The sequence below is a fragment of the Micromonospora sp. NBC_00617 genome (genome assembly GCF_045161355.1).
In the GTDB taxonomy this organism is placed as follows: domain Bacteria; phylum Actinomycetota; class Actinomycetes; order Mycobacteriales; family Micromonosporaceae; genus Micromonospora.
Map to the genome: position 1 here is coordinate 1,173,915 of NZ_CP107751.1, position 19,581 is coordinate 1,193,495.

General features: G+C 69.0%; 18 protein-coding genes and 1 pseudogene. 6 read left to right on the forward strand and 13 right to left on the reverse strand.

Annotated elements, in window-relative coordinates:
• The first annotated feature begins 15 nt into the window (after positions 1–15).
• Complete coding sequence (locus OG505_RS05300) at positions 16–1,878, forward strand: NAD-binding protein (protein ID WP_405434394.1); 1,863 nt, start codon at positions 16–18, stop codon at positions 1,876–1,878.
• A 150-nt stretch (positions 1,879–2,028) separates the two neighbouring features.
• Entirely contained in the window at positions 2,029–2,364 is a 336-nt protein-coding gene (locus OG505_RS05305) for an STAS domain-containing protein (RefSeq protein WP_405431403.1), read from the forward strand.
• A 152-nt stretch (positions 2,365–2,516) separates the two neighbouring features.
• Here OG505_RS05305 and OG505_RS05310 read toward each other — a convergent pair whose 3' ends face one another.
• From OG505_RS05310 to OG505_RS05340, 7 genes are all read right to left on the reverse strand, one after another.
• A complete protein-coding gene (locus OG505_RS05310) occupies positions 2,517–3,734 on the reverse strand; it encodes an iron-containing alcohol dehydrogenase (RefSeq protein ID WP_405431405.1) in 1,218 nt (405 codons plus the stop codon).
• Between the two features lie 138 nt (positions 3,735–3,872).
• A complete protein-coding gene (locus OG505_RS05315) occupies positions 3,873–5,333 on the reverse strand; it encodes an NAD-dependent succinate-semialdehyde dehydrogenase (RefSeq protein ID WP_405431406.1) in 1,461 nt (486 codons plus the stop codon).
• 264 nt (positions 5,334–5,597) lie between these two features.
• Complete coding sequence (locus tag OG505_RS05320; protein WP_405431407.1) at positions 5,598–6,674, reverse strand: ABC transporter ATP-binding protein; 1,077 nt, start codon at positions 6,672–6,674, stop codon at positions 5,598–5,600.
• On the reverse strand, positions 6,674–7,741 hold the full coding sequence (locus OG505_RS05325) for an ABC transporter ATP-binding protein (RefSeq protein WP_405431408.1): 1,068 nt from the start codon (positions 7,739–7,741) through the stop codon (positions 6,674–6,676). The genes OG505_RS05320 and OG505_RS05325 overlap by 1 nt, the downstream gene beginning before the upstream one ends.
• Complete coding sequence (locus OG505_RS05330) at positions 7,741–8,652, reverse strand: carbohydrate ABC transporter permease (protein ID WP_405431410.1); 912 nt, start codon at positions 8,650–8,652, stop codon at positions 7,741–7,743. Before OG505_RS05330 ends, OG505_RS05325 begins: the two co-directional genes overlap by 1 nt.
• Positions 8,652–9,551 carry a carbohydrate ABC transporter permease gene (locus tag OG505_RS05335; protein ID WP_405431411.1) on the reverse strand — a complete coding sequence of 300 codons (900 nt, stop codon included), beginning with the start codon at positions 9,549–9,551 and terminating at the stop codon, positions 8,652–8,654. The genes OG505_RS05330 and OG505_RS05335 overlap by 1 nt, the downstream gene beginning before the upstream one ends.
• Before the next feature lie 47 nt (positions 9,552–9,598).
• Positions 9,599–11,005: an extracellular solute-binding protein gene (locus tag OG505_RS05340; RefSeq protein ID WP_405431412.1), complete on the reverse strand. Its 1,407-nt coding sequence runs from the start codon at positions 11,003–11,005 to the stop codon at positions 9,599–9,601.
• Between the two features lie 355 nt (positions 11,006–11,360).
• Between OG505_RS05340 and OG505_RS05345 the strand changes: the two genes are divergently transcribed.
• From OG505_RS05345 to OG505_RS05355, 3 genes are all read left to right on the forward strand, one after another.
• Positions 11,361–12,104 (forward strand): GntR family transcriptional regulator, encoded by a 744-nt coding sequence (locus OG505_RS05345; protein WP_405431413.1) that lies wholly within the window; start codon positions 11,361–11,363, stop codon positions 12,102–12,104.
• An 87-nt stretch (positions 12,105–12,191) separates the two neighbouring features.
• Positions 12,192–12,761: a DJ-1/PfpI family protein gene (locus tag OG505_RS05350; RefSeq protein WP_222952845.1), complete on the forward strand. Its 570-nt coding sequence runs from the start codon at positions 12,192–12,194 to the stop codon at positions 12,759–12,761.
• 97 nt (positions 12,762–12,858) lie between these two features.
• Positions 12,859–13,653 (forward strand): alpha/beta fold hydrolase, encoded by a 795-nt coding sequence (locus OG505_RS05355; protein WP_405434395.1) that lies wholly within the window; start codon positions 12,859–12,861, stop codon positions 13,651–13,653.
• Here the strand turns inward: OG505_RS05355 and OG505_RS05360 are convergent.
• Positions 13,654–14,088 (reverse strand): annotated as a pseudogene (locus OG505_RS05360) (hypothetical protein); the annotation flags it as partial.
• Between OG505_RS05360 and OG505_RS05365 the strand changes: the two are divergent.
• Positions 13,993–14,400, forward strand: a complete 408-nt coding sequence (locus OG505_RS05365) for a nitroreductase family deazaflavin-dependent oxidoreductase (RefSeq protein ID WP_405431415.1) — start codon at positions 13,993–13,995, stop codon at positions 14,398–14,400. The pseudogene OG505_RS05360 and the gene OG505_RS05365 overlap by 96 nt on opposite strands.
• Positions 14,401–15,020: 620 nt before the next feature.
• Here the strand turns inward: OG505_RS05365 and OG505_RS05370 are convergent.
• Genes OG505_RS05370 through dgoD form a run of 5 tightly spaced genes read right to left on the reverse strand, consistent with a single transcriptional unit; the run spans position 15,021 to position 19,580 of the window.
• Positions 15,021–15,587, reverse strand: coding sequence for a gluconokinase (locus OG505_RS05370; protein WP_405431417.1), 567 nt, complete (start codon positions 15,585–15,587; stop codon positions 15,021–15,023).
• Entirely contained in the window at positions 15,577–16,806 is a 1,230-nt protein-coding gene (gene manD / locus OG505_RS05375; protein WP_405431418.1) for a D-mannonate dehydratase ManD, read from the reverse strand. The genes OG505_RS05370 and manD overlap by 11 nt, the downstream gene beginning before the upstream one ends.
• A 34-nt stretch (positions 16,807–16,840) precedes the next feature.
• On the reverse strand, positions 16,841–17,794 hold the full coding sequence (locus OG505_RS05380; RefSeq protein WP_405431420.1) for a sugar kinase: 954 nt from the start codon (positions 17,792–17,794) through the stop codon (positions 16,841–16,843).
• Positions 17,791–18,429, reverse strand: coding sequence for a bifunctional 4-hydroxy-2-oxoglutarate aldolase/2-dehydro-3-deoxy-phosphogluconate aldolase (locus OG505_RS05385; RefSeq protein ID WP_405431422.1), 639 nt, complete (start codon positions 18,427–18,429; stop codon positions 17,791–17,793). The genes OG505_RS05380 and OG505_RS05385 overlap by 4 nt, the downstream gene beginning before the upstream one ends.
• A gap of 2 nt (positions 18,430–18,431) precedes the next feature.
• Entirely contained in the window at positions 18,432–19,580 is a 1,149-nt protein-coding gene (gene dgoD / locus OG505_RS05390) for a galactonate dehydratase (RefSeq protein WP_405431423.1), read from the reverse strand.
• Between the last annotated feature and the right edge of the window lies 1 nt (position 19,581).

Sequence of the window (19,581 nt, forward strand, 5' to 3'; positions counted from 1 at the left end):
GCGGCGGTGACCGCCATGCTCGGGCTGTGCTCGACGGCCGGCGCTCAACCGGGTCCGCGTGCGACGCCGGTCTACCCTTCGACTGTGTCTGATGACACCACACAGAGCTCCGCTGCCGAGCCGGATCGACAGCGGTTCGTCGTCTGCGGGGACGGTGCGGTGGCTCGCCGTCTGGTCACCGAACTGGTGGACCGCTACGGCGTCCCGGTCACCGTGGTCCTACCGTCGTCGAGCGACCACGTACCCGACCCTGCCGATCTCGCTTCGGAATTCAGGGCGGCGGAGGGACAGCCGGAGATCATCACCGCTCGGCGCCTGACCGCGGAGGTGCTCGGTCAGGCTGGAGTCCGGGAGGCTGCGGCCGTGGCGTTGGTTGGTGGCGATGATGTGAGCAATGTGGACGCCGCCATGATCATCAAGGATCTGGCTCCGGATGTCCGGTTGGTGGTCAGACTATTCAACCCGGTGCTCGGCGAGGGCGTGGCCTCGATGCTCGGGGATTGCGCCGTACTCTCCGGATCCGAGATCGCCGCACCGGCGTTCGTCGCCGCCACGCTCGGGGACGCCACGCCGACGTACCTGCGGCTGCCCGACGGTGAGCTGTTGCGTACCGCGATGCGCAGCGCCGTCGACCCGGTCGGTGTGGATGTGGTGTGCGGTCTGGCCGATACGACGGGCTCGGAGCCGGTCGTCCTTCCAGCGGACCAGGATTCGGCGGACCTGGTGCTTGTCCGCGCGTACGGGCGGCCCCGGATGGAACCGGCGCGTCGACGGCCACGCCTGCTTCGAGCCCTCGGATTGGTGTTCAGCCGCAATCTTCGGCTGGCGTTGGCCGGCACGGCCGCGTTACTCGCCGCGGCCAGCATCCTGCTGGCGTACACCCGCGGGGTGAACCTCGCGGAGGCCTTCTACCTGGCGCTGCTGACAGCGATGGGAGGCGCCGAGGCCGACTCCGCCGCACCGCTCACCGAAAAGGTGACCGCGGCGGTGCTGGTGACCACCGGAGTGGCGCTACTTCCCACCGTCACGGCCCTGGTGGTGGACTCGCTGGTGCGCGCCCGGCTGGCGGTCGCCGCTGGCGGCATGATCGGGCCGATCGACAACCACGTCGTATTGGTGGGGCTTGGCAACATCGGCACGCGGGTGCTGGAAGAACTGCATTCTGTCGGCATCTCCGTGGTCGCCGTCGACCGCCTGGAGTCGGCGCGCGGCATCGGTGTCGCCCGTGAGCTGGGCCTGCCGGTGATTGTCGGCGACGCGACCCGCCCCGAGACACTACGAGCCGCGTCCGTACCCACCTCCCGGGCGCTGGTGGTGCTGACCGACGACGATGTCACCAACCTGGAGACCGCCCTGTCCGGGCGGTCCTCGCACGAGGCGCACCGAGCACGCTCGACAGCGTCCAAGCCCTCATTGCGGCTGGTGCTACGGCTCTTCGACGACGGCTTCGCGGAGCGCACGCAGCGCATTCTGGGCATCAACGAGTCACGTAGCGTTTCATCCTTGGCAGCGCCGGCGTTCGCAGCCGCCATGATGGGACAGCAGGTTATCGACACCATTTCGGTCGGCCGCCGGGTACTGCTGGTGGCCGAGCTCCCCGTTGGCGCCGGGTCCGAACTCGAGGGCCGGTACTGCCAGGACGTCACTCAGCCCGGCACGGTGTGGGTGATCGCGGTGCGGACCGGTCGGGCGGGACAGACCATTTGGTCGTTGCCGCAACGTCGGCCACTGGTCCGCACGGACCGGTTGATCGTGCTGGCCACCCGCGCTGGCCTCGCCGCGCTGCTGCCTCGCAGCGTACCCAGCCCCGACGCCAAACCACTGGCCGACGTCGCGCCCATGCGGCTGCTTGCGCCGGCACCACGCGAGCGTGGATGAACGGTGGTCGGACGCGGTCGCCGTGCTGATCGCGGCCGCGCTCGTGATCTGACCGTGACCGGGTGAACATTCGCACCAACGGATCGACCGTTCGTCTCGCAGCCCTTAACCTGACCGCTCGGGAAACATCAGGTGACGAAAGGTAACGCGATGGCCGGCGCCACGGTCGCCGTCGACACCAACTCGGACGGCACCCTTGTCATACGACCACACGGATCGCTCGACGTCGACGACGCGGTCGACCTCCGTCGCACCGTCGTGCGGGCCATTCGGCATGACCGACCGCTGCGGCTGGTCATCGACCTGCGCGAGGTCCACCGACTCGATCCCATCAACGTCGGCACCTTCGCCGCTGCCTGCAACCTCGGCGATGACCAATGTGTCGCCGTCTTCCTGGATCACCCCTCGACCACCATTGCGAATCAATTGGTGACGGCGGGCATACCCGCCCACCGCCTGCGCCACATCGGCACCGGCCACGACTGACCAACTTCGTCCCGACCGGGCTGACGGCTTACGCCAACTGTGGTGACCGCCCTGTGCGGTCGACCGTGATGGCGTCACCGATAGCGTGAGCAGGAGAGGCGAGCGCGTACGCCCAGCGCCGGCCGGTATCGACGTTGGTCCTGGTGTCGGAGTCAGGAGTGTCGGGTCCGGTCCCCGGTCCAGGCCGCTTCGAGGATCGCGGTCAGGCTGGCGGTGTCGGTCGGGCCTGGATGGTTCTGGATCAGGCGGGTGACGCCACCGGCCATCTCCGCGAAGCGCGGGAGGTCGGCGCGTGCCACGCCGATGTCCGCCAGGGTGGCAGGGATGCCGATGTCGGCAAGGAGCCCGTCGAGCCAGGTGAGGAACGTGTCCGCGGCCTCGGCATCCGAGGCGTCGGTCACGTCGAGCCCGCACACCCCGGCGAGGATGGCCAACCGGTCGCCGATGGCATCCCTCGCCGCGTCCAGCGCGTAGGGCAGTAGCAGCCCGACGCCCAGGCCGTGCGGCGTGTGCGTGGCCGCGCCGATGGGGTACTGGAGAGCGTGCGGGGCCGCGTTGCCCGCGTGGGAGAACGCGAGCCCGGCGAGCATGGACCCATAGGACATGTCCGCGCGCGCGTCCGTGTCGCCGCCATTCCGGACAGCGCGACGCAAGCTACGGGCGATCCGCTCCGCGGCCCGGAGCGCGTAGTGGTCGGTGATCGGGTTGCGGCCGAGGAAGACCTGCTCCACCGGGTCGCGCGGTCCGTGGGCCCGGGGTCGCGCGGTGTAGCTCTCCACCGCGTGACAGAACGCGTCGATGCCGGAGTGGGCGGTGACGGTCGCCGGGCAGGTGTAGGTGAGTTCGGGGTCGACGATGGCGAAGTCGGGCACGATGTGGACGCTGGAAACCCCCACCTTGAGCTCGCGGTCCGGGTCGGTCAACACCGAGACGGGTGTGAGTTCGGAGCCGGTGCCTGACGTCGTCGGGACCGCGACGAGAGGAATCGTCGGCCCCGGCACCTTCGACTCGCCGTAGAAGTCGCGCGGCGTCCCGCCGTGACGGCGGATGACGCCGACGATTTTGGCGAGGTCGATCACCGTGCCACCCCCGATGGCGAGGATCACGTCGGCGTCCACCTCGGCGGCGGCCGAGACGGCCAGGGCGACATCGGCGAGTGGCACGTCTGGAGTTCCGTCGGAGAACACCCCGACGATCTCGACCTTTTCCCGCACCGCGGCCACGATCTCGGCCACGCCCGGCTGCCGTAGGAGAACCTCATCGGTCACGATGAGGACTCGCGAGCCACTCTCGGCCACCACTCGTGGGATGTTCTGCGCGACCCCTTCGCCCACTATCAGCTGGCGTGGTCCGCGGACGGTCTCAAGCATGTCAGTGCCTCTCTCGAACGTCGGCGGCGATGTGTTGGGGGGACCTCCAGGTCACCTGCGAGACCCCGACGGCGTCGTCAGGGTTGGCCGCCCGGGTGGCGCAGGCGCGGGCGCCGGGTGGCCGGAGCAGCAGCCTGGTCACGGTAGGTCGATCGCCGCGTAGGTGAGGTCGAGGTACTCGAGGATGCCCTCGTGCGACCCCTCCTTGCCGATCCCGGACTGCTTCACGCCTCCGAACGGAGCTGACGGGTCCGATATCAGGCCACGATTGATGCCGATCATTCCCGTATCCAGCCCTTCGGCGAACCGGAGCGCCCGCTGCAGGTCCCGGGTGAAGATGTATCCGACCAGGCCATGCTCGGTGTCGTTGGCCTTCGCCAGCACCTCGTCGTCGGACGTGAACGAGATGATCGGCGCCACCGGGCCGAAGATCTCCGCCCGCAGCATCCGCGCATCGTCGGGCACGTCGACGAGGACCGTGGGCGGGTAGAAGTGGCCCGGCCCATCCGGACGCTCGCCGCCCACCACGACCCGGGCGCCGCGATCGACCGCGTCGGTGACGAGCTCGTCGATCGTGGTGACCGAGGCATCGTCGATCAACGCCCCGACGTCCACGCCGTCGTCGAGACCATGGCCCATCGAAAGCGCGCCCATCCGCTCGGCGAAGCGGGCCGTGAACTCCTCGCGCACCGGCTCCTCGACGTAGATCCGGTTGGCCGCGATGCAGGACTCCCCGATATTGCGCATCTTGGCCACCATGGCGCCGTCGACCGCGACGTCCAGGTCGGCGTCCGCACACACGATCAAGGCCGCGTTGCCCCCCAGTTCCATGGACGTACGCAGCACGTTGTCCGCCGCCTGTCGGAGCAGCACGCGCCCGACCTCGGTCGACCCGGTGAACGAGAGCTTGCGGGTCCGACTGTCAGCAAGCAGGGCGGAGACCACCGCGCCGGAACGCTTGGTGGTCACCACGTTGACGACGCCCGGGGGAACGCCCACCTCCTCCATGATGCGGGCCAGGAACAGCATGGTCAGTGGCGTCTGGCCTGCCGGCTTGGTGATCGTCGTGCAACCCGCGGCCAGCGCGGGAGCGATCTTGCGGGCCCCCATGGCCAACGGGAAGTTCCAGGGCGTCACGAAGACGCACGGTCCGACCGGCTTCGGCACGGTGAGGATGCGATACCCACCTGCGGGAGCGGTGTTGTAGCGCCCCTCGACGCGCACCGCCTCCTCGGCGAACCAACGGAAGAACTCGGCGCCGTAGGACACCTCGGCCCGAGCCTCGGCGAGCGGCTTGCCCATCTCGAGCGTTATCAGCCGGGCGACCTCCTCGGATCGCTCGGTCAGTGCCCGGTACGTCGCGGTCAACAGCTCCGACCGTTTCCGCGGCGGGGTCGCCGCCCACTGCGCCCTTGCCGTGCTCGCCGCGTCCAGGGCGGCGAGCCCGTCGACGACGTCGGCGTCCGCCACCTCGGCGATGGTCTTGCCGGTGGCCGGGTCCTCGACGGCAAAGGTGGCTCCGCTTGCGGCGTCGCGCCAGGCGTCGCCGATCCGGAGCCGCCGGTGCTCGGGGGCCAGGGCGTTCATCGGGTCACTCATCGCGTCGCCTCCTGTGATCTTCTTGGTGATGTCCGGCGTGCCGCAGCGATCGCGCTGTGCGCGTAGACGGACGGGTCACCCGCCCTCGTCGGGCGAGGTTCGCCGAGCCCGTCGAATGTGGACTTGGCCCGGTCCGCGGGGCGACGCCCGGCACCACCGATCGCCACGGCCGTCTCAGCGTCGTCGGGCGGTGCTCACCGGTGACGGTCCGCCGAGGCTCGATTGCCGCGTACGGACGCATGGTGCCGTCCCCACCCGGCGCGGTTACCTCCCAGCCTCCGACAGCGACAGCCCGGTGTCCGCGTCGAACAGGTGCGCACGGTCCAGGTCGACCGTGACCTGCAGCCGCTCGCCCGGCGTACCGGTGACGGTGGGTCGTGCCTTGACCTTGACGATCTTCGTCCCCACTCGGACGTCGACCAGCGTTCGGTCACCGAGCGGCTCGAGCCCGTAGAGCTCCCCGGACAACGACGCGTCCCCACGCTGCTCGACGGACAGGTCCTCCGCGCGCAGGCCCAGCAGCAGCGCACGACCGTCCTCGGCCGTGGTCCAGCGGGGCCGCGGCAGCGTCCAGCCTTCCGCACCGACCAGACGATCTCCCTCGGCGCGGCAGGCGAGCAGGCTGATCGGCGGGCTCCCGACGAATCCCGCGACCCACTGGTTGGCCGGACGCTCGTACACCTCGGTCGGCGTTCCGACCTGTTGCACCTTCCCCTCCTTGAGGACCGCGACCTGGTCGGCCATGGACAGCGCCTCGACCTGGTCGTTGGTCACGTAGACGAAGGTTGCTCCGAGGCTCCGGTGGATGCGGGTGAGCTCGGTGCGCATCTCGACGCGGAGCTTGAGGTCGAGGTTCGTCAGCGGCTCGTCCATGAGAAACGCGCGCGGGCGACGGACCAGCGCCCGGGCCAGGGCGACCCGCTGCATCTCACCGCCAGACAACTGTGCGGGACGACGCTGCAGCAGACGTTCGATGTGCAGCAGGCTCGACATCTGCTCGACGGCTGCGGCGATCTCACTCGAAGAACAGCGGCGTGCCCGCAGCGGCGAAGCGATGTTCTCGTACACCGTGTGTCGCGGGTAGAGGGCGTAGCTCTGGAAGACCATGGCCAGGTCGCGTGCGGCCGGGGTGTCACCGGTCGCGTCCCTCCCGTCCAGGTGCACCGACCCGGCGTCGAGTTTCTCCAGGCCGGCGATCGCTCGCAGGGTCGTGGTCTTGCCTGCCCCGGAGGGCCCGAGCACGACGAAGAACGAGCCGTCCGGCACGTCCAGCGTCACCCCGTCCAGGGCCTGGACCTTCCCGAAGGACTTGCTCAGCCCGTGCGCTGACACGGTTCCCATCAGGCCACCAGCTCTTCCGTGCGCACGTCGTAGACCGCCGGAGTCCCGCCGGTGTGCCGCAGCCCGACCTTTGCGTCAGCGGCGAAACGGACAGTCGGTGGCATCCGAACCCGTACGTCGCGCTCGCCGCCGTGGTCGACCACGTAGATGATTTCGTCACCCAGCCACTCCACCGAGACCACGCGGGCCGGGACCGAACGTTCCGCCCCTGGTTCGGTGACTTCCAGCGCCTCCGGCCGGACGCCTGCGACCAGGCGACGGTCGCGCGGCAGGCCTGGCGGTGGCGTGAGGACCAGTCCGCCCGGACTGCGCAGCTTCCCGTCGGCCACCTCCACCTCAACCAGGTTCATCGGCGGGGAGCCGATGAACGCGGCGCAGAAAAGACTCGCCGGACGGTCGTAAACCTCCAGCGGCGTGCCGATCTGCTCGACGCGGCCCTTGTTGAGGATGGCGATTCGGTGACCGAGCGACATCGCCTCGACCTGGTCGTGGGTGACATAGACCATCGTCGCCCCCAGCTCACCCTGCAGGTGCTTGATCTCCGTGCGCATGTCCGCCCTCAGCTCCGCGTCCAGATTGGTGAGAGGTTCGTCCATGAGGAATGCGCGCGGTCGCCGCACCAGGGCGCGAGCGAGCGCGACGCGCTGCTGCTCTCCGCCGGACAGCTGGCGCGGTCGCCGGTCCAGGAGCGGACCAAGCCGCATCAGCCGGGCGGCCTCGTTGACCCGCTTGTGCACCTCCGGCTTGGGCAGCCCCTCGGCCCGCAGTGGGAACGCCAGGTTGTCGCGGGTTCTCAGATGCGGGTACAGAGCGTAGAACTGGAACACCATGGCGATGTCGCGCTCGGCGGGCGCCAGGTCGTTGACCAGCGTGTCGCCGATGCGGATGTCGCCCGTCGTCTGCCTTTCCAGGCCGGCTATGGCCCGTAGCGTGGTCGTCTTGCCGCAACCCGAAGGGCCGAGCATCACGAACAGCTCGCCATCACCGATGGACAGGTCCACGTGATCAACCGCTACCGTCCCGTCCGGGTAGCGCTTGTGCAGGGCGGTCACCTCGATGCCTGCCATCAGCGTCGCACCGCCCCGAGCGTCACACCGGCGATGAGGTGCTTGCGCACCAGGTAGGCGAAGACGAGCACCGGTAGGGCGAACACCACGGAGGCGGCGGCCACGAGACCCCAGTCCGTCGTGGTGCCACCGATGAGGCCGGCGATGGCGGGCGGAGCCGTCCGCACGCCGTCGCTGGAGGTGAGGAAGATGGCGAACACGAACTCGTTCCACGAGAAGATGAGTGCGAAGACCGCCGTCGCGGCGATGCCGGGCAGGAGCAGGGGAAGGGTGAATTTCCAGAACGCCTGCAGACGGGTGTAGCCGTCGAGCATGGCGGCATCCTCGTACTCGGCGGGTACCTCGTCGACGAACCCCTTCATCATCCAGATCGTGAACGGGACGTTGAACGCGGCGTAGATGAGGATCAGCCCGAGCTTGCTGTCGATGAGTCCGACCTGGCGGTACATGAGGAAGATCGGGATCACGACCACCACGGGCGGCATGAAGCGGGTGGACAGGATGAAGAACAGTTGGTCCTTCTTGGCCTTCACGCCGAAGCGTGAGTAGGCCCAGGCGGCCGGGACCCCCAGCACGGTGGCCAGCACCGTGGAGGCCCCCGCGACCACGGCGGAGTTGAGAAACGAGACGGACAAGGCCGAGCGACCGCCGCCGGGAGCGACGAACACGTCCTTGAAATGGTCCATCGTGACCTTGAAGCCGAAGAACTTGGCCGGGATGGCGTAGACGTCCCGGTTTTCCTTGATGGACGTCTCGATCATCCACAGCACCGGAAAGAGCATCACGACGGCCAGCACAATCAGCAGCGCGACCTCCAGCCCGGAGCGGCCCCGGCCGCCGAGGCGGCGCGCGGGGGGCGAGTGATCCCGGGCAGGACCTGTGGACACGGCCTCGTCGACGGAGACGGCCATCAGTCCTCCTTGAGCTTGTTCAGGTAGCGCAGGTACAACTGCGTGAGGACGATGACGACGAGGACCATGAGGATCCCGTACGCCGAGGCGGTTCCGGTGTTGAAGCCCAGGAACGCGACCTTGTAGACGTGGAACGACAACGTCTCGGTGGAGACACCCGGGCCTCCGTTGGTGAGGATGTAGACGAGGTCGAACAGCCGGAAGGCCTCGATGGCCCTGAACATCACGGCAATGAGAAGCAGCGGCCACACCAGTGGAAGAGTGATGGTGCGGAACTTGAACCACTCGGACGCCCGGTCGATCGAGGCGGCCTCGTACAAATACTTGGGAACCGCGGTCAGGCCCGCGAGTGCGATGAGCATGATGAACGGCGTCCACTGCCAGGTGTCGACCACGACCAGGGAAATCAATGCCGTTCGCTGCCGGGTGAGCCACTCGACCTGCCCCAGGCCGAACGAGCCGAGCATGCTGTTGATCACGCCGAACTGCGCGTCGAGCATGAATCGCCAGAACAGCCCGACCACGACCGGCGACAGCATCATCGGGACCAGGAACAGAGTGGTCAGCAGTCCTCGCCCGTGCGTACGCCGTGAGATCAGGTAGGCGATGCCGAAACCGAGCACGGTCTGCAGGCCGACCGCGCCGATCACGTAGATCAACGTCGTCAAGGCCCTCTGGTGGACCTGCGCCGACGTCAGGATGGCGGTGTAGTTCCCGAACCCGATGAAATGGGCGGGCCCTCCGCGGGTGGCCGAGTAGTCGGTGAAAGACAGGTACAACGCCCACAGCAACGGGAACACCGACATGGCGAGCAACAGCAGCAGCGCGGGGGAGATGAAGCCCACGGCGAGCCCGCGGTCGGTCAGCCGACGGGACCGACCCGGTGCAGGTGGCGGCACAGACGCCACCTGCCCGGGGTTGTCGGTCGTCAGAGGGACGGGGTCACTCACAGTCCGCCGCCGCCCTTGCGGCCGCCGGAGTCGAGCACGCCCTGCTGCTCCTTGGCGATGTCGTCGAGCGCATCCTTCGGCTTCTTCGCGCCGTTGAGAGCCGCGTTCACGTTGGTGTTCTCGATGTCGACGAGGCGCGCGTACTCGGGCACGTTCCACATGTCCCGCATCCGCGGAACCGAGTCCGTGTACACCTGGTTGAACGGCCCGGCGTTGAGGAACTCGGGCGACTCCAGGGCGTCCGTACGCGATGGCACGCCGCCAGCCGCGGCCCACTTCTTCTGGATGTCAGCCTGCTCGAACCACTTCATGAAGTTCAGGGCCTCGGCCTGGTTCGCCGCGGAGGAGTAGGCCGACACGTGCATCCCCATACCGCCGAGGGGGACCAGGTTCGTCTTCTGGCTCGGCAGGGTGGCGAAGCCCAGCTTGTCGAGAATCTGCTCCCGGGTGGTGCCGAGCGTCGACTGCTTCGGGTCCAGCAGGCCACCGCTCGCGGCGATCCAGTTGAACGCGATGCATGCCTTGCCCTGGGCGACCGCCGCGTTCACCTCGTCGATGAACCAGTTGCCGGAGCCCTTGGCGGTCAGCGGCTTCATCTTGTTGACCAGGACGTCCATCGCCTCCTGGCCCGCGGCGTCGTTGAGGACGCCGTCGATCTTGCGGGCCTTGGCGTCCCAGAGGTTGCCGCCGTAGACGCCGTTGACCGTGTTGTAGGTGACGGCCGCGGCGTCCGAGCCGTTGGCCTGGTGGAAAGCCAGCCCGCTGACGCCAGGATTCTCCGCCTGGCACTTCTCGGCGACTGAGATCATCTGGTCCCAGGTCTGCGGTGGCTTGTCGCCGATCAGGTCCTTGCGGTAGATCATCGTCCAGGTGTCGCCGAGCAGCGGCAGTCCGTACAGGCTGGCGTTCTCGTCGCGTTTGCCCGTCTCCGCCTGGGGGAACTGGCCGTAGGCCGCCAGGAGGTACGGGTTGTAGGCATTGACGTCGATGTTCTGCTTGACGAAGTCGGTGAGGTCGAGGATGTTGCCGTTCGTCACGGCCTCGCCGATGTGTTGCGAGTCCAGGATCGCGATGTCGAAGTCGGTCTTGTGCGCGGCGAACTGGGTGAACATCGAGTCGTGCCAGTTCGCGTTCGGCACGGTGTTGACCTTGATGGTCGCGTTCGGCCGCTCTTTTTTGTACTCGGCGTTCGCGAAGGTCTCCAGTGCCTTGGCGGGGGGCCAGTCGAACCAGATGAAGCTGAGAGTCAGCGGGTCCTTGGTGAGCTCCGGGATGGTCGCCGGTGCCTTGGGGGCGCTCGCCTTCCCGCCGTCGTCCTTACCATCGCCGCATGCCGTCACGGTCGTGGCGACCAGCAGCATGGCCGCCGCCGCCAGCCGCACCTTTCGGCCGGGAACGGACATTATTCCTACTCGCTTCGGATTTCGCATCTTCTCGCCTGCTTTCTGGGTGGGAACTTCTAGAGCCTCGCTATGTGCTTCGCCGAGCAGTTGCTGGGTCGTTCAGGCGTGTTACTGGGCTGTCGCGGGGGCCGACCCGGGAGCGGCGTCACGAGTACGCCGCGATGTGCTGGGTCTTCAGGCCGTCGAGCAGTCCTCCAGGTGATCGAAGTCGCCATGGCGGGTGGTGCCGCGATGGTGGAGGATGAAGATCATCCGTCACATTTCCTATACGATCCGGTGGGGGCGTCAGCATGCCGCAGCGTTGTGACTGGTGTCAACAGGTTCTCGAAGGCGCAAGAAAGGACCTCAGGTCACGATGGACGACGAAGCGATGATCGGGCGGGGCCGTAGGGCCGTGCCGGGTGGAACGCCGCCGAAAAGATCTCGCGGCCGGCTTGCCGACGAGGTGTACGACACGCTGCTCGGACAGCTGATGTCGCTACGGATCGAGCCCAGTTCCCGCGTCACGATCGACGTCCTGGCGCGGGAACTGGGGGTCTCGCAGACGCCGATCCGAGACGCCCTGAACCGCATGGAGGCCGAGGGCCTGGTTGTGCGTGTGCCCCATGCCGGCTACCGCATTCCGCCCCAGATCACTCGTCACCGATTCGAGGACATGCTCGAGGTTCGCCTGCTCCTCGAGCCGGCGGCGGCGCGCAGATCCGCCGAACGGGCGTCCTCGGAGCAGGTGGCCGGTCTGCGACGAATGCTGGAGGAGATGGCGGAACTGCAGGGGGGCAGCGGGCTGCTGGCCTACGGCGCCTTCGGGCTACGCGACGCCGCTTTTCACGATCTCGTCGCCCAGAGCGCGGAGAACCAGGTCATCCGTGAAACGCTTGCTCGCCTGCACAGCCACGTGCACCTCTTCCGGCTGCACCACGACACCCAGGTCACTCACCTCGCGATGGCCGAGCACGAGGAAGTCGTGGCCGCGATCGCCGCGCGTGACCCCGACGCCGCCGCCTACGCGATGCGTCGGCACATCCTGCGGTCCGGCGAGCGTTTCCGGCGATTGTTCGACGAGGTCAAGGACGCGGACCCAATGGCGGTGGAGGGTTGACGGGCGGGCTGGGCCGAGGAATGCTAACTCGATCAGATCGGATTGGATCTGATCCACCTCACCCGTCCCACATGCGAGGAGAAGCAGGTGCCCAGAGCGCTGCTCCTGACCGGCGACGCCGCCGAGGAACTCGACACCATGTATCCCTACTATCGCGTGCAGGAGGGCGGCTGGGACGTCGACGTCTCGTCACGGACGATGCGTGACGTGCAGCTGGTCATCCACGAGTTCGACCCCAACTCCGACGCCTACGTGGAGAAGAACGGCCGGAAGCTGCCGGTCGACGTGCCCTGGGCCGAGGTCGACGTCGAGCGCTATGACGCCCTCATCATCCCCGGTGGACGCGCCCCCGAGTGGATCCGGGTCGACGCCGACGTCAGGCGCATCACCGAGCACTTCTTCGCGCGCAACCTCCCCATCGCGCTGGTGTGCCACGGCGCGCAGGTGCCAGCGGTGTACGGGCTGCTCAAGGGTCGAAAGACGGCGTGCTTCCCGCCCATCACCGGTGACATGGAGAACGCGGGCGCGACGGTCATCGACGCTCCCGACGTCGTGGACGGCAACCTCGTCTCCTGCCGGGGTTGGCCCGACATGCCGCAATTCGGCAGGGCGATGATGGAGCTCTTCTCGAAGTCCGTCAACTCCGCATCGGCATGAGCACACCTGGTTTGCCCCGGTGACGGCACTTCGGACCGTCACCGTCGACGGTTCCCCCGTCCACGTCCTGGAGAGCGGCACCGGGCCCGCGGTGCTGATGCTGCACGGCTCCGGACCCGGCACGACCGGGTCCGGCGCCTGGGCGACGACGGCGCAGGCGCTGGGCACGTCCTGGCACCTGGTGGCTCCTGACCAGGCGGGGTTCGGCCGTACACCTGTCCCGGCGAGCTCCAGGGGTGGGCTCCGGCTGTGGACGGAACAGGCCGCGGGCCTGATGGATGCTCTCGGTATCGAGTCCTACGCCGTGGTGGGTCACTCCATGGGCGGCGCCGTCGCGCTGGCGTTGGCGGCCGCCCGCCCCCAGCAGGTCACCCGTGTCGTGGCGGTCTCGACGATGGGCGCCCCCGGGGCGCCGCTGTCCGCCGAGCTCGACGCGATCTGGGCCGCCCCCGCCGGCCCGATCGGGGCACGAGACATGCTGAGTCGCCTCGTCCTCGACCAGGCGCTCGTGACCGATGCGGCCGTCGATGCCCGTGCAACCGCGATGCGAGCGGGGGCGGCCGCATTCGCGTCGTTGTTCCCTCCACCCAGGGCACGATGGGTCGACGAGCTCACCCTCTCGGCACAGACGCTGGCAGCAATCCGCGCGCCCGTGCTGCTCGTGCACGGCGCCGAGGACCGAGTCACCCCGCTCGGGACGGCAGCTCAGCCCCTGCTCGAACACCTCGCCGATGTCCGTCTGCACGTGCTCGGCCGATGCGGGCACGTGCCGGCGATCGAGCACCCGCACGAGTTCAGGCAACTGCTGTCGTGCTTCCTCCGCCGGGACGAGCGCGATGACTCCCGCCCGGAAATCCATGAACCTGTCGTCCGAGCATCCCCCGCCGATTAGGTACGCAGCCGCCCACACGTCCCAGCGACAAAGGGCGCCATGGAGCTGATCGAACAGCTCCTGGAACTCGAAGATGCCCTCCGCCCTCCGGTGATGTTGCGGCCAGCCACATCGACATGGGTGTTCTGCGCGTCCCGAGGACTTGTAAGAGCTGAGCCGGCCGGTATCTTCGGCCGCCCGGAAGCCAAACACCGCAGCCTTCGACGTCCGCACCTGCCGCGAACCGAACGCTACGCATTGTCGCCGCCGCGCTCGTTGCTGCGTGCTCGCAGTGTCACGACCGGTTGAGACTGTCAGAATCGTGTTTAAGGAGCCGGTTCGCGGAGGCAAGGAGAAGGCATGAGCGACTGGAACGACAAGATCATCGTCGAGTTTCGCGCCAACGGTGGGCAGGTCGGCGGTCAGTTCGCTGGGGCGCCGCTGCTGCTGTTGCACACGATCGGCGCCAAGAGCGGCCGGCCCCGCGTGAACCCGATGATGTACCAGAAGGTGGACGGCGGCTACGCCGTGTTCGCGTCCAAGGCCGGTGCGCCCACCAATCCCGACTGGTACCACAACCTGCTCGCTCACCCGCAGGTCCAAGCGGAGATCGGTACGGACAAGGTCGAGTTGGTCGCCAGAGTTGCCACTGGGGACGAGCGGGAACGGATCTGGAGCGCGCAGAAGGCCGCCTATCCAGGCTTCGCCGACTACGAGCAGAAGACCACCCGCCAGATCCCAGTCGTCGTACTGGAACCTGCGGCGTAGGCAGAGTCGGCACAACCCCATTGCCCGCCCGTGCGGGCCGCGCCGCTGATCCGGCGCGTATCCGCTCAGGTAGCTGTGAAGAGGACGTCCTGTCGGGGCTACCCTTCCTTCGCTTGGCGTGAGCGCTAGATCTCCAGCCGCAGTCCGGCCCATCGGTCGAGCCATTCCTTGACCTCCACGCGACGCTGTCCCGCACCGGGTTTGACAGCGCAGCCGGGCCTGCTGTCGGCGGAGTGTGCCCCGAGCTTGGTCGTCACCACTGGGGCTCCTCCAACCTGGCATCGAACCCGAGGCGGGGCCGCCGACCAGCGGCGGGACGCTTCTCTGGGGATCGCCACGGTGACGTCGTCGTATTGATGACGGGACCGGCCGGGGCGCTCGGCACGGCGTCTACTCGATCGTGGAGAACCCCGGGCCATCAGGACCTGGTGGTGTTCACGTTCTTCGGACCGGACATCAACGACGACGGTCCGGTCATCCCGATGTCCGCAGCCGTGTGACGCGCCGTTGCCCACGGTGCCCAGCTTCAGCGCTGGGGACATGGACACGGAGCACCCATGGTGGGGGGTCGCAGAGCGTCAGCCGGCCGTCAGGCCGTCACCCAGATGGAGATCGGACGGCTACCCGTCCACGGCGGCGGCTCCGGCGCCCAGCCCGAGACGGTTCACCGCGGCGGACACGAGCTCGTCCGGAGGCAGCGCGACGTCGAGCACCAGCCCCGGCTCGCCCGGCTCGAACCGTTCCAGGATGGCCAGCTGAGAGTCGAGGAGGCTCGCCGGCATGTAGTGCCCGGCGCGCTGGGCCATCCGCTCCCGGATGACCTCCGCCGTCCCGTCCAGGTGGACGAAGTCCACGCTCGGTGGCCCCTGCCGGAGCACCTCCCGGTAGGACCGCTTCAACGCCGAGCAGGCCAGCACCGTCGAAACGCCCTCGGCGTTACGGCTGGCCATCCAGTCGGCGAGGGCGCGGAGCCAGGGCCAGCGGGCGTCGTCGTCGAGGGGTACGCCGGAGCGCATCCTCGCCACGTTGGCCTCGGAGTGGAACTCGTCGGCCTCGGCGAAGGTCAGCCCGGTGAGGGCGCTGATTCCCCTGGCCACGGTCGTCTTGCCCGCCCCGGACACGCCCATCACGACGACATGCCGGGGCGGCTGGTGCCGGCTGGCCGCGGCGCCCTGCTCACCAGTCATGGATGGTCCCGTCCTTGAGCCGGTTGAACGGCAGGTAGGCCGGCACGTACGGGAACCTCGCGGCGGCCTCCTCGTCGAGTTCGACGCCCAGGCCCGGCTGCTCGCCCGGGTGGAGGTAACCGTCGGCGAACGTGAAGGACTGCCGGAACACCTCGTCGGTCAGAGCGCCGTGCTGCATGTACTCCTGGATGCCGAAGTTGTGGATAGCCAGGTCGAGGTGCAGGGCGGCGGCCATGCCGACCGGTGAGATGTCGGTCGGGCCGTGGATGCCGGACTTGATCTGGTACTGCGCGGCGAAGTCGAGCAGCTTGCGGATGGCGGTGATGCCGCCGGTGTGGGTGACGGCGGACCGGACGTAGTCGATCAACTGTTCGCGGATGAGCGTCTGGTAGTCCCACACCGTGTTGAAGACCTCGCCGATCGCCAGCGGCGTGGTCGTGTGGTGGCGGACCAGGCGCAGGGCCTCCTGGTTCTCGGCGGGAGTGCAGTCCTCGAGCCAGAACAGGTCGTACGGTTCGAGGTCCTTGCCGAGCCGGGCGGCCTGGATCGGGGTCATCCGGTGGTGACCGTCGTGCAGCAGCGGAAGCTCGGGTCCGAACTCGTTGCGTACCGCCTCGAAGACGCCGGGCAGGTGGCGCATGTAGGAGCGGGTGTCCCAGTCCTCCTCGGCCGGCAGCGGGGTGCGCTGCGCCGGCTCGTAGTCGTACCGCTTGCCGTCGGCGCTGGGTTGCGCGGCGACCCCGTAGACGGCGTTGATGCCCGGCACGGACGTCTGGACCCGGATGGATCGGAAGCCGAGTTCGAGATGGTGGCGGATCGAGTCGAACAGCTCGGGGATGTCCCGCCCGGAGGCGTGGCCGTACGCCATGATGCCGGTCCGCGACGCGCCGCCCAGCAGCTGGTAGAGCGGCATGCCGGCGGCCTTGGCCTTGATGTCCCAGAGCGCGACGTCCACGGCCGCGATCGCCGCCATGGTCACCGGGCCGCGTCGCCAGTACGCGGAGCGGTACAGGAACTGCCAGGTGTCCTCGATGCGGTGTGGATCGCGCCCGATCAACAGCGGCACGACGTGGTCGCGCAGGTACGAGGCGACCGACAGTTCCCGCCCGTTGAGGGTGCCGTCGCCCAGACCGGTGACCCCGTCGTCGGTGGTGATCTTCAGGGTGACGAAGTTGCGGTCCGGGCTGGAGACGATGACGTCCGCTGCGACAATCTTCACGGGGTGCCTTTCTCAGGTGCCGCGCTGGGCGGGTTTAGCGGATGGTGCTTCCAGTCTCGTGTCCGTCGAGAAGGGACAGTTCATCACGGCGTGGCAGACCCTCCCAGTCGCCGTGACCGGCGACGGCGAAGGCGCCGACGGTGACCGCGCGGTGCAGGCGGCCGTCGAGGTCGAGCCCGTCGAGATGGCCGGAGAGGTAGCCGGCGCTGAACGCGTCACCGGCCCCGACCGTGTCCACCGCTGTCACCGGCACCGCCGCGACGTGCCGGACGCCCTCGCGGGTGTGCGCCCGCGCGCCGTCGACGCCGAGCTTGACCAGGACGGTCCGCACGCCGCGCGCCAGTAGACGCGCGGCGACGGTGGACTCGTCCGCCCCGGGCTCGTCGACGAGGTCCAGCTCGTCGGCCGAGGCGATGACCAGCGACGCGTGCGCCGCCAACGGGGTGAGCGCCGCGCGGGCCGCCTCCCGGGTCCAGAGCCGGGCCCGGTAGTTGACGTCGAGGCAGACCAGCGTCCCAGACCGGGAGGCCACCTCGGCCGCCCAGGTGGTGGCCTCGCGGGCGCTGTCGGACAGCGCCGGGGTGATCCCGGTCAGATGCAGCACCCGGGCGCCCTCGGCGACCGGTGTGCGCACGTCCTCGACGCTCAGGGCGGACCCGGCCGAGCCGGCCCGGTGGTACCGCACCCGGGTCACGTCGGCGGTGCGCCGTTCCAGGAACATCAGCCCGGCGGGCCGGGCGGGATCCGTGGTCACGCCGTCGACGCGTACGCCCTCGGCGCGCAGTTGCCGCAGCACGTACTCGCCCAGCTCGTCGCCGCTGACCCGGCCGACCCAGGCGGTCCGGTGGCCGAGCCGGGCCAGGCCGATCGCGACGTTGGACTCCGCGCCGGCCAGGTGCATGGTCAGGGCACCCCCGACGGCCAGCGGTCCGGCCGTGCGCAGCGACACCAGGGACTCGCCGAAGGTGAGCACGTCGACTGCGGTCATGAGATCGGCCGGTGGGTCGCCGCCGCCAAATAGGCGCGCGCCCGGGCGCGCAGCGCGTCGAGGTCGCCGCCGGACGCGGCGTCGCCCACCAGCGGGCCGCCGACGCCGACGGCGATGGCCCCGGCGTCCAGGTAGGCGGGCATCTCGGCCAGGCCCACCCCGCCGACCGCGACGAGGGGAAGCTGCGGGAACGGGTCGCGCAGCGCCCTGAGGTACGCCGGGCCGCCGAGCGAGGCGGGGAAGAGCTTCACCGCGGACGCCCCCATCCGGACCGCGGTGTACGCCTCGGTCGGGGTGAGCGCCCCGGCGGCGACCGGCAGTCCGCGGCGTACGGCCTCGGGGATGGACTCGACGACGGCCGGGGTGACGACGAAGTGCGCTCCGGCGGCGGCCACGTCGGCGACGTCGGTGGCGGTGAGCACCGTCCCCGCGCCGACCAGCGCACCGGCCGGCGCGGCCGCCCGGATGGCGTCGATGGCGCGCAACGCTCCCGGCGTCGTGAGGGCCACCTCGATGACGCGTACGCCCTCGTCGAGCAGGGCCACGCCGGTGGCGATCGCGGCGGCCGTGTCGGTGCCGCGGATGATCCCCAGTACGCGCGCCGCGGCGAGTTCGCCGGTCAGGTCGAGGGTCATGCTCACCATTCCGCGTAGGAGCCGTCGGGGTGCCGGAAGGTGGGGCTGCGCCAAACGTGCCCACGCTTGTCCGCGGCCCGAACCGCCTGCTCGTCGATCTCGATGCCGAGCCCGGGCGCGGTGAGCCGCTCGATGTGCCCGTCGACGAAGAGCAGCGGCGTGGTCTCCACGACGTAGTCGAGCACCTCGGCGCCGAGGTTGTAGTGGATGCCGATGCTCTGTTCCTGAATCAGGTAGTTGGGTGTGGCGAAGCCGATCTGCAGGCACGCCGCGAGGGCGATCGGCCCGAGTGGACAGTGCGGAGCGAGTTGCACATCGTACACCTCGGCGAGCGCGGCGATCCGGCGTACCTCGGAGATCCCGCCGGCGTGCGAGAGGTCCGGCTGGGCGACCGCGATGCCGGCCTGGAAGACGGGCAGGAACTCCTGCCGGTTGTAGAGCCGCTCGCCGGTCGACACAGGCGTGGTCGTGGACCGCACGAAGTCGCCGATGAGGTGGGAGTTCTCCGGTACGACCGGCTCTTCGAGAAAGAGCGGCCGGTACGGCTCGAGCAGCGGGGCGACGCGACGGGCGTTGGCGAGGGTGAACCGGCCGTGGAAGTCGACGGCGACGTCACGCTCGTCGCCCAGCACCTCCCGGGCGGCGGCGACCCGCTGGACCACCCCGTTAAGCTCGGCGACCGACGCGATCGGGCTCATCCGCCCCGAGGCGTTCATCTTGACGGCGGTCAGCCCGGCCTCGACCTGCGCCGCGATGTGGTCGCGGACCTCGCTGGGCTCGTCGCCGCCGACCCAGCCGTAGACCCGGATCCGGTCCCGGACCGGGCCGCCGAGCAGTTGGTGCACCGGGGCGCCGTACCGCTTGCCGGCGATGTCCCACAGCGCCTGGTCCAGACCGGACACGGCGCTGGCCAGGATCGGGCCGCCCCGGTAGAAGGAGCCCTTCGTCATGGTCTGCCAGTGGTCCTCGATCCGCAGCGCGTCCCGGCCGATCAGCAGCTCGCTGAGCTGCTGCACGGCGGTGCGGACGGTTTCCGAGCGGCCCTCGCAGGTCGCCTCGCCCCAGCCGACGATCCCGGATTCGGTCTCGACGCGGACGAAGAGCCAGCGGGGGGCGACCAGGAAGGTCTCGACCCGAGCGATTGTCGTCACG

Coding starts and splice junctions, on each gene's coding strand:
- OG505_RS05365 (WP_405431415.1), top strand. CDS start 13,993: ATGAGCGACTGGAACGACAAGATCATCGTCGAGTTTCGCGCCAACGGT.
- OG505_RS05385 (WP_405431422.1), bottom strand. CDS start 18,429: ATGACCCTCGACCTGACCGGCGAACTCGCCGCGGCGCGCGTACTGGGG.
- OG505_RS05325 (WP_405431408.1), bottom strand. CDS start 7,741: ATGGCAGGCATCGAGGTGACCGCCCTGCACAAGCGCTACCCGGACGGG.
- OG505_RS05330 (WP_405431410.1), bottom strand. CDS start 8,652: ATGGCCGTCTCCGTCGACGAGGCCGTGTCCACAGGTCCTGCCCGGGAT.
- OG505_RS05320 (WP_405431407.1), bottom strand. CDS start 6,674: ATGGGAACCGTGTCAGCGCACGGGCTGAGCAAGTCCTTCGGGAAGGTC.
- OG505_RS05305 (WP_405431403.1), top strand. CDS start 2,029: ATGGCCGGCGCCACGGTCGCCGTCGACACCAACTCGGACGGCACCCTT.
- OG505_RS05345 (WP_405431413.1), top strand. CDS start 11,361: ATGGACGACGAAGCGATGATCGGGCGGGGCCGTAGGGCCGTGCCGGGT.
- OG505_RS05370 (WP_405431417.1), bottom strand. CDS start 15,587: ATGACTGGTGAGCAGGGCGCCGCGGCCAGCCGGCACCAGCCGCCCCGG.
- OG505_RS05340 (WP_405431412.1), bottom strand. CDS start 11,005: ATGTCCGTTCCCGGCCGAAAGGTGCGGCTGGCGGCGGCGGCCATGCTG.
- OG505_RS05300 (WP_405434394.1), top strand. CDS start 16: ATGCTCGGGCTGTGCTCGACGGCCGGCGCTCAACCGGGTCCGCGTGCG.
- OG505_RS05355 (WP_405434395.1), top strand. CDS start 12,859: ATGCTGCACGGCTCCGGACCCGGCACGACCGGGTCCGGCGCCTGGGCG.
- OG505_RS05315 (WP_405431406.1), bottom strand. CDS start 5,333: ATGAGTGACCCGATGAACGCCCTGGCCCCCGAGCACCGGCGGCTCCGG.
- OG505_RS05310 (WP_405431405.1), bottom strand. CDS start 3,734: ATGCTTGAGACCGTCCGCGGACCACGCCAGCTGATAGTGGGCGAAGGG.
- OG505_RS05380 (WP_405431420.1), bottom strand. CDS start 17,794: ATGACCGCAGTCGACGTGCTCACCTTCGGCGAGTCCCTGGTGTCGCTG.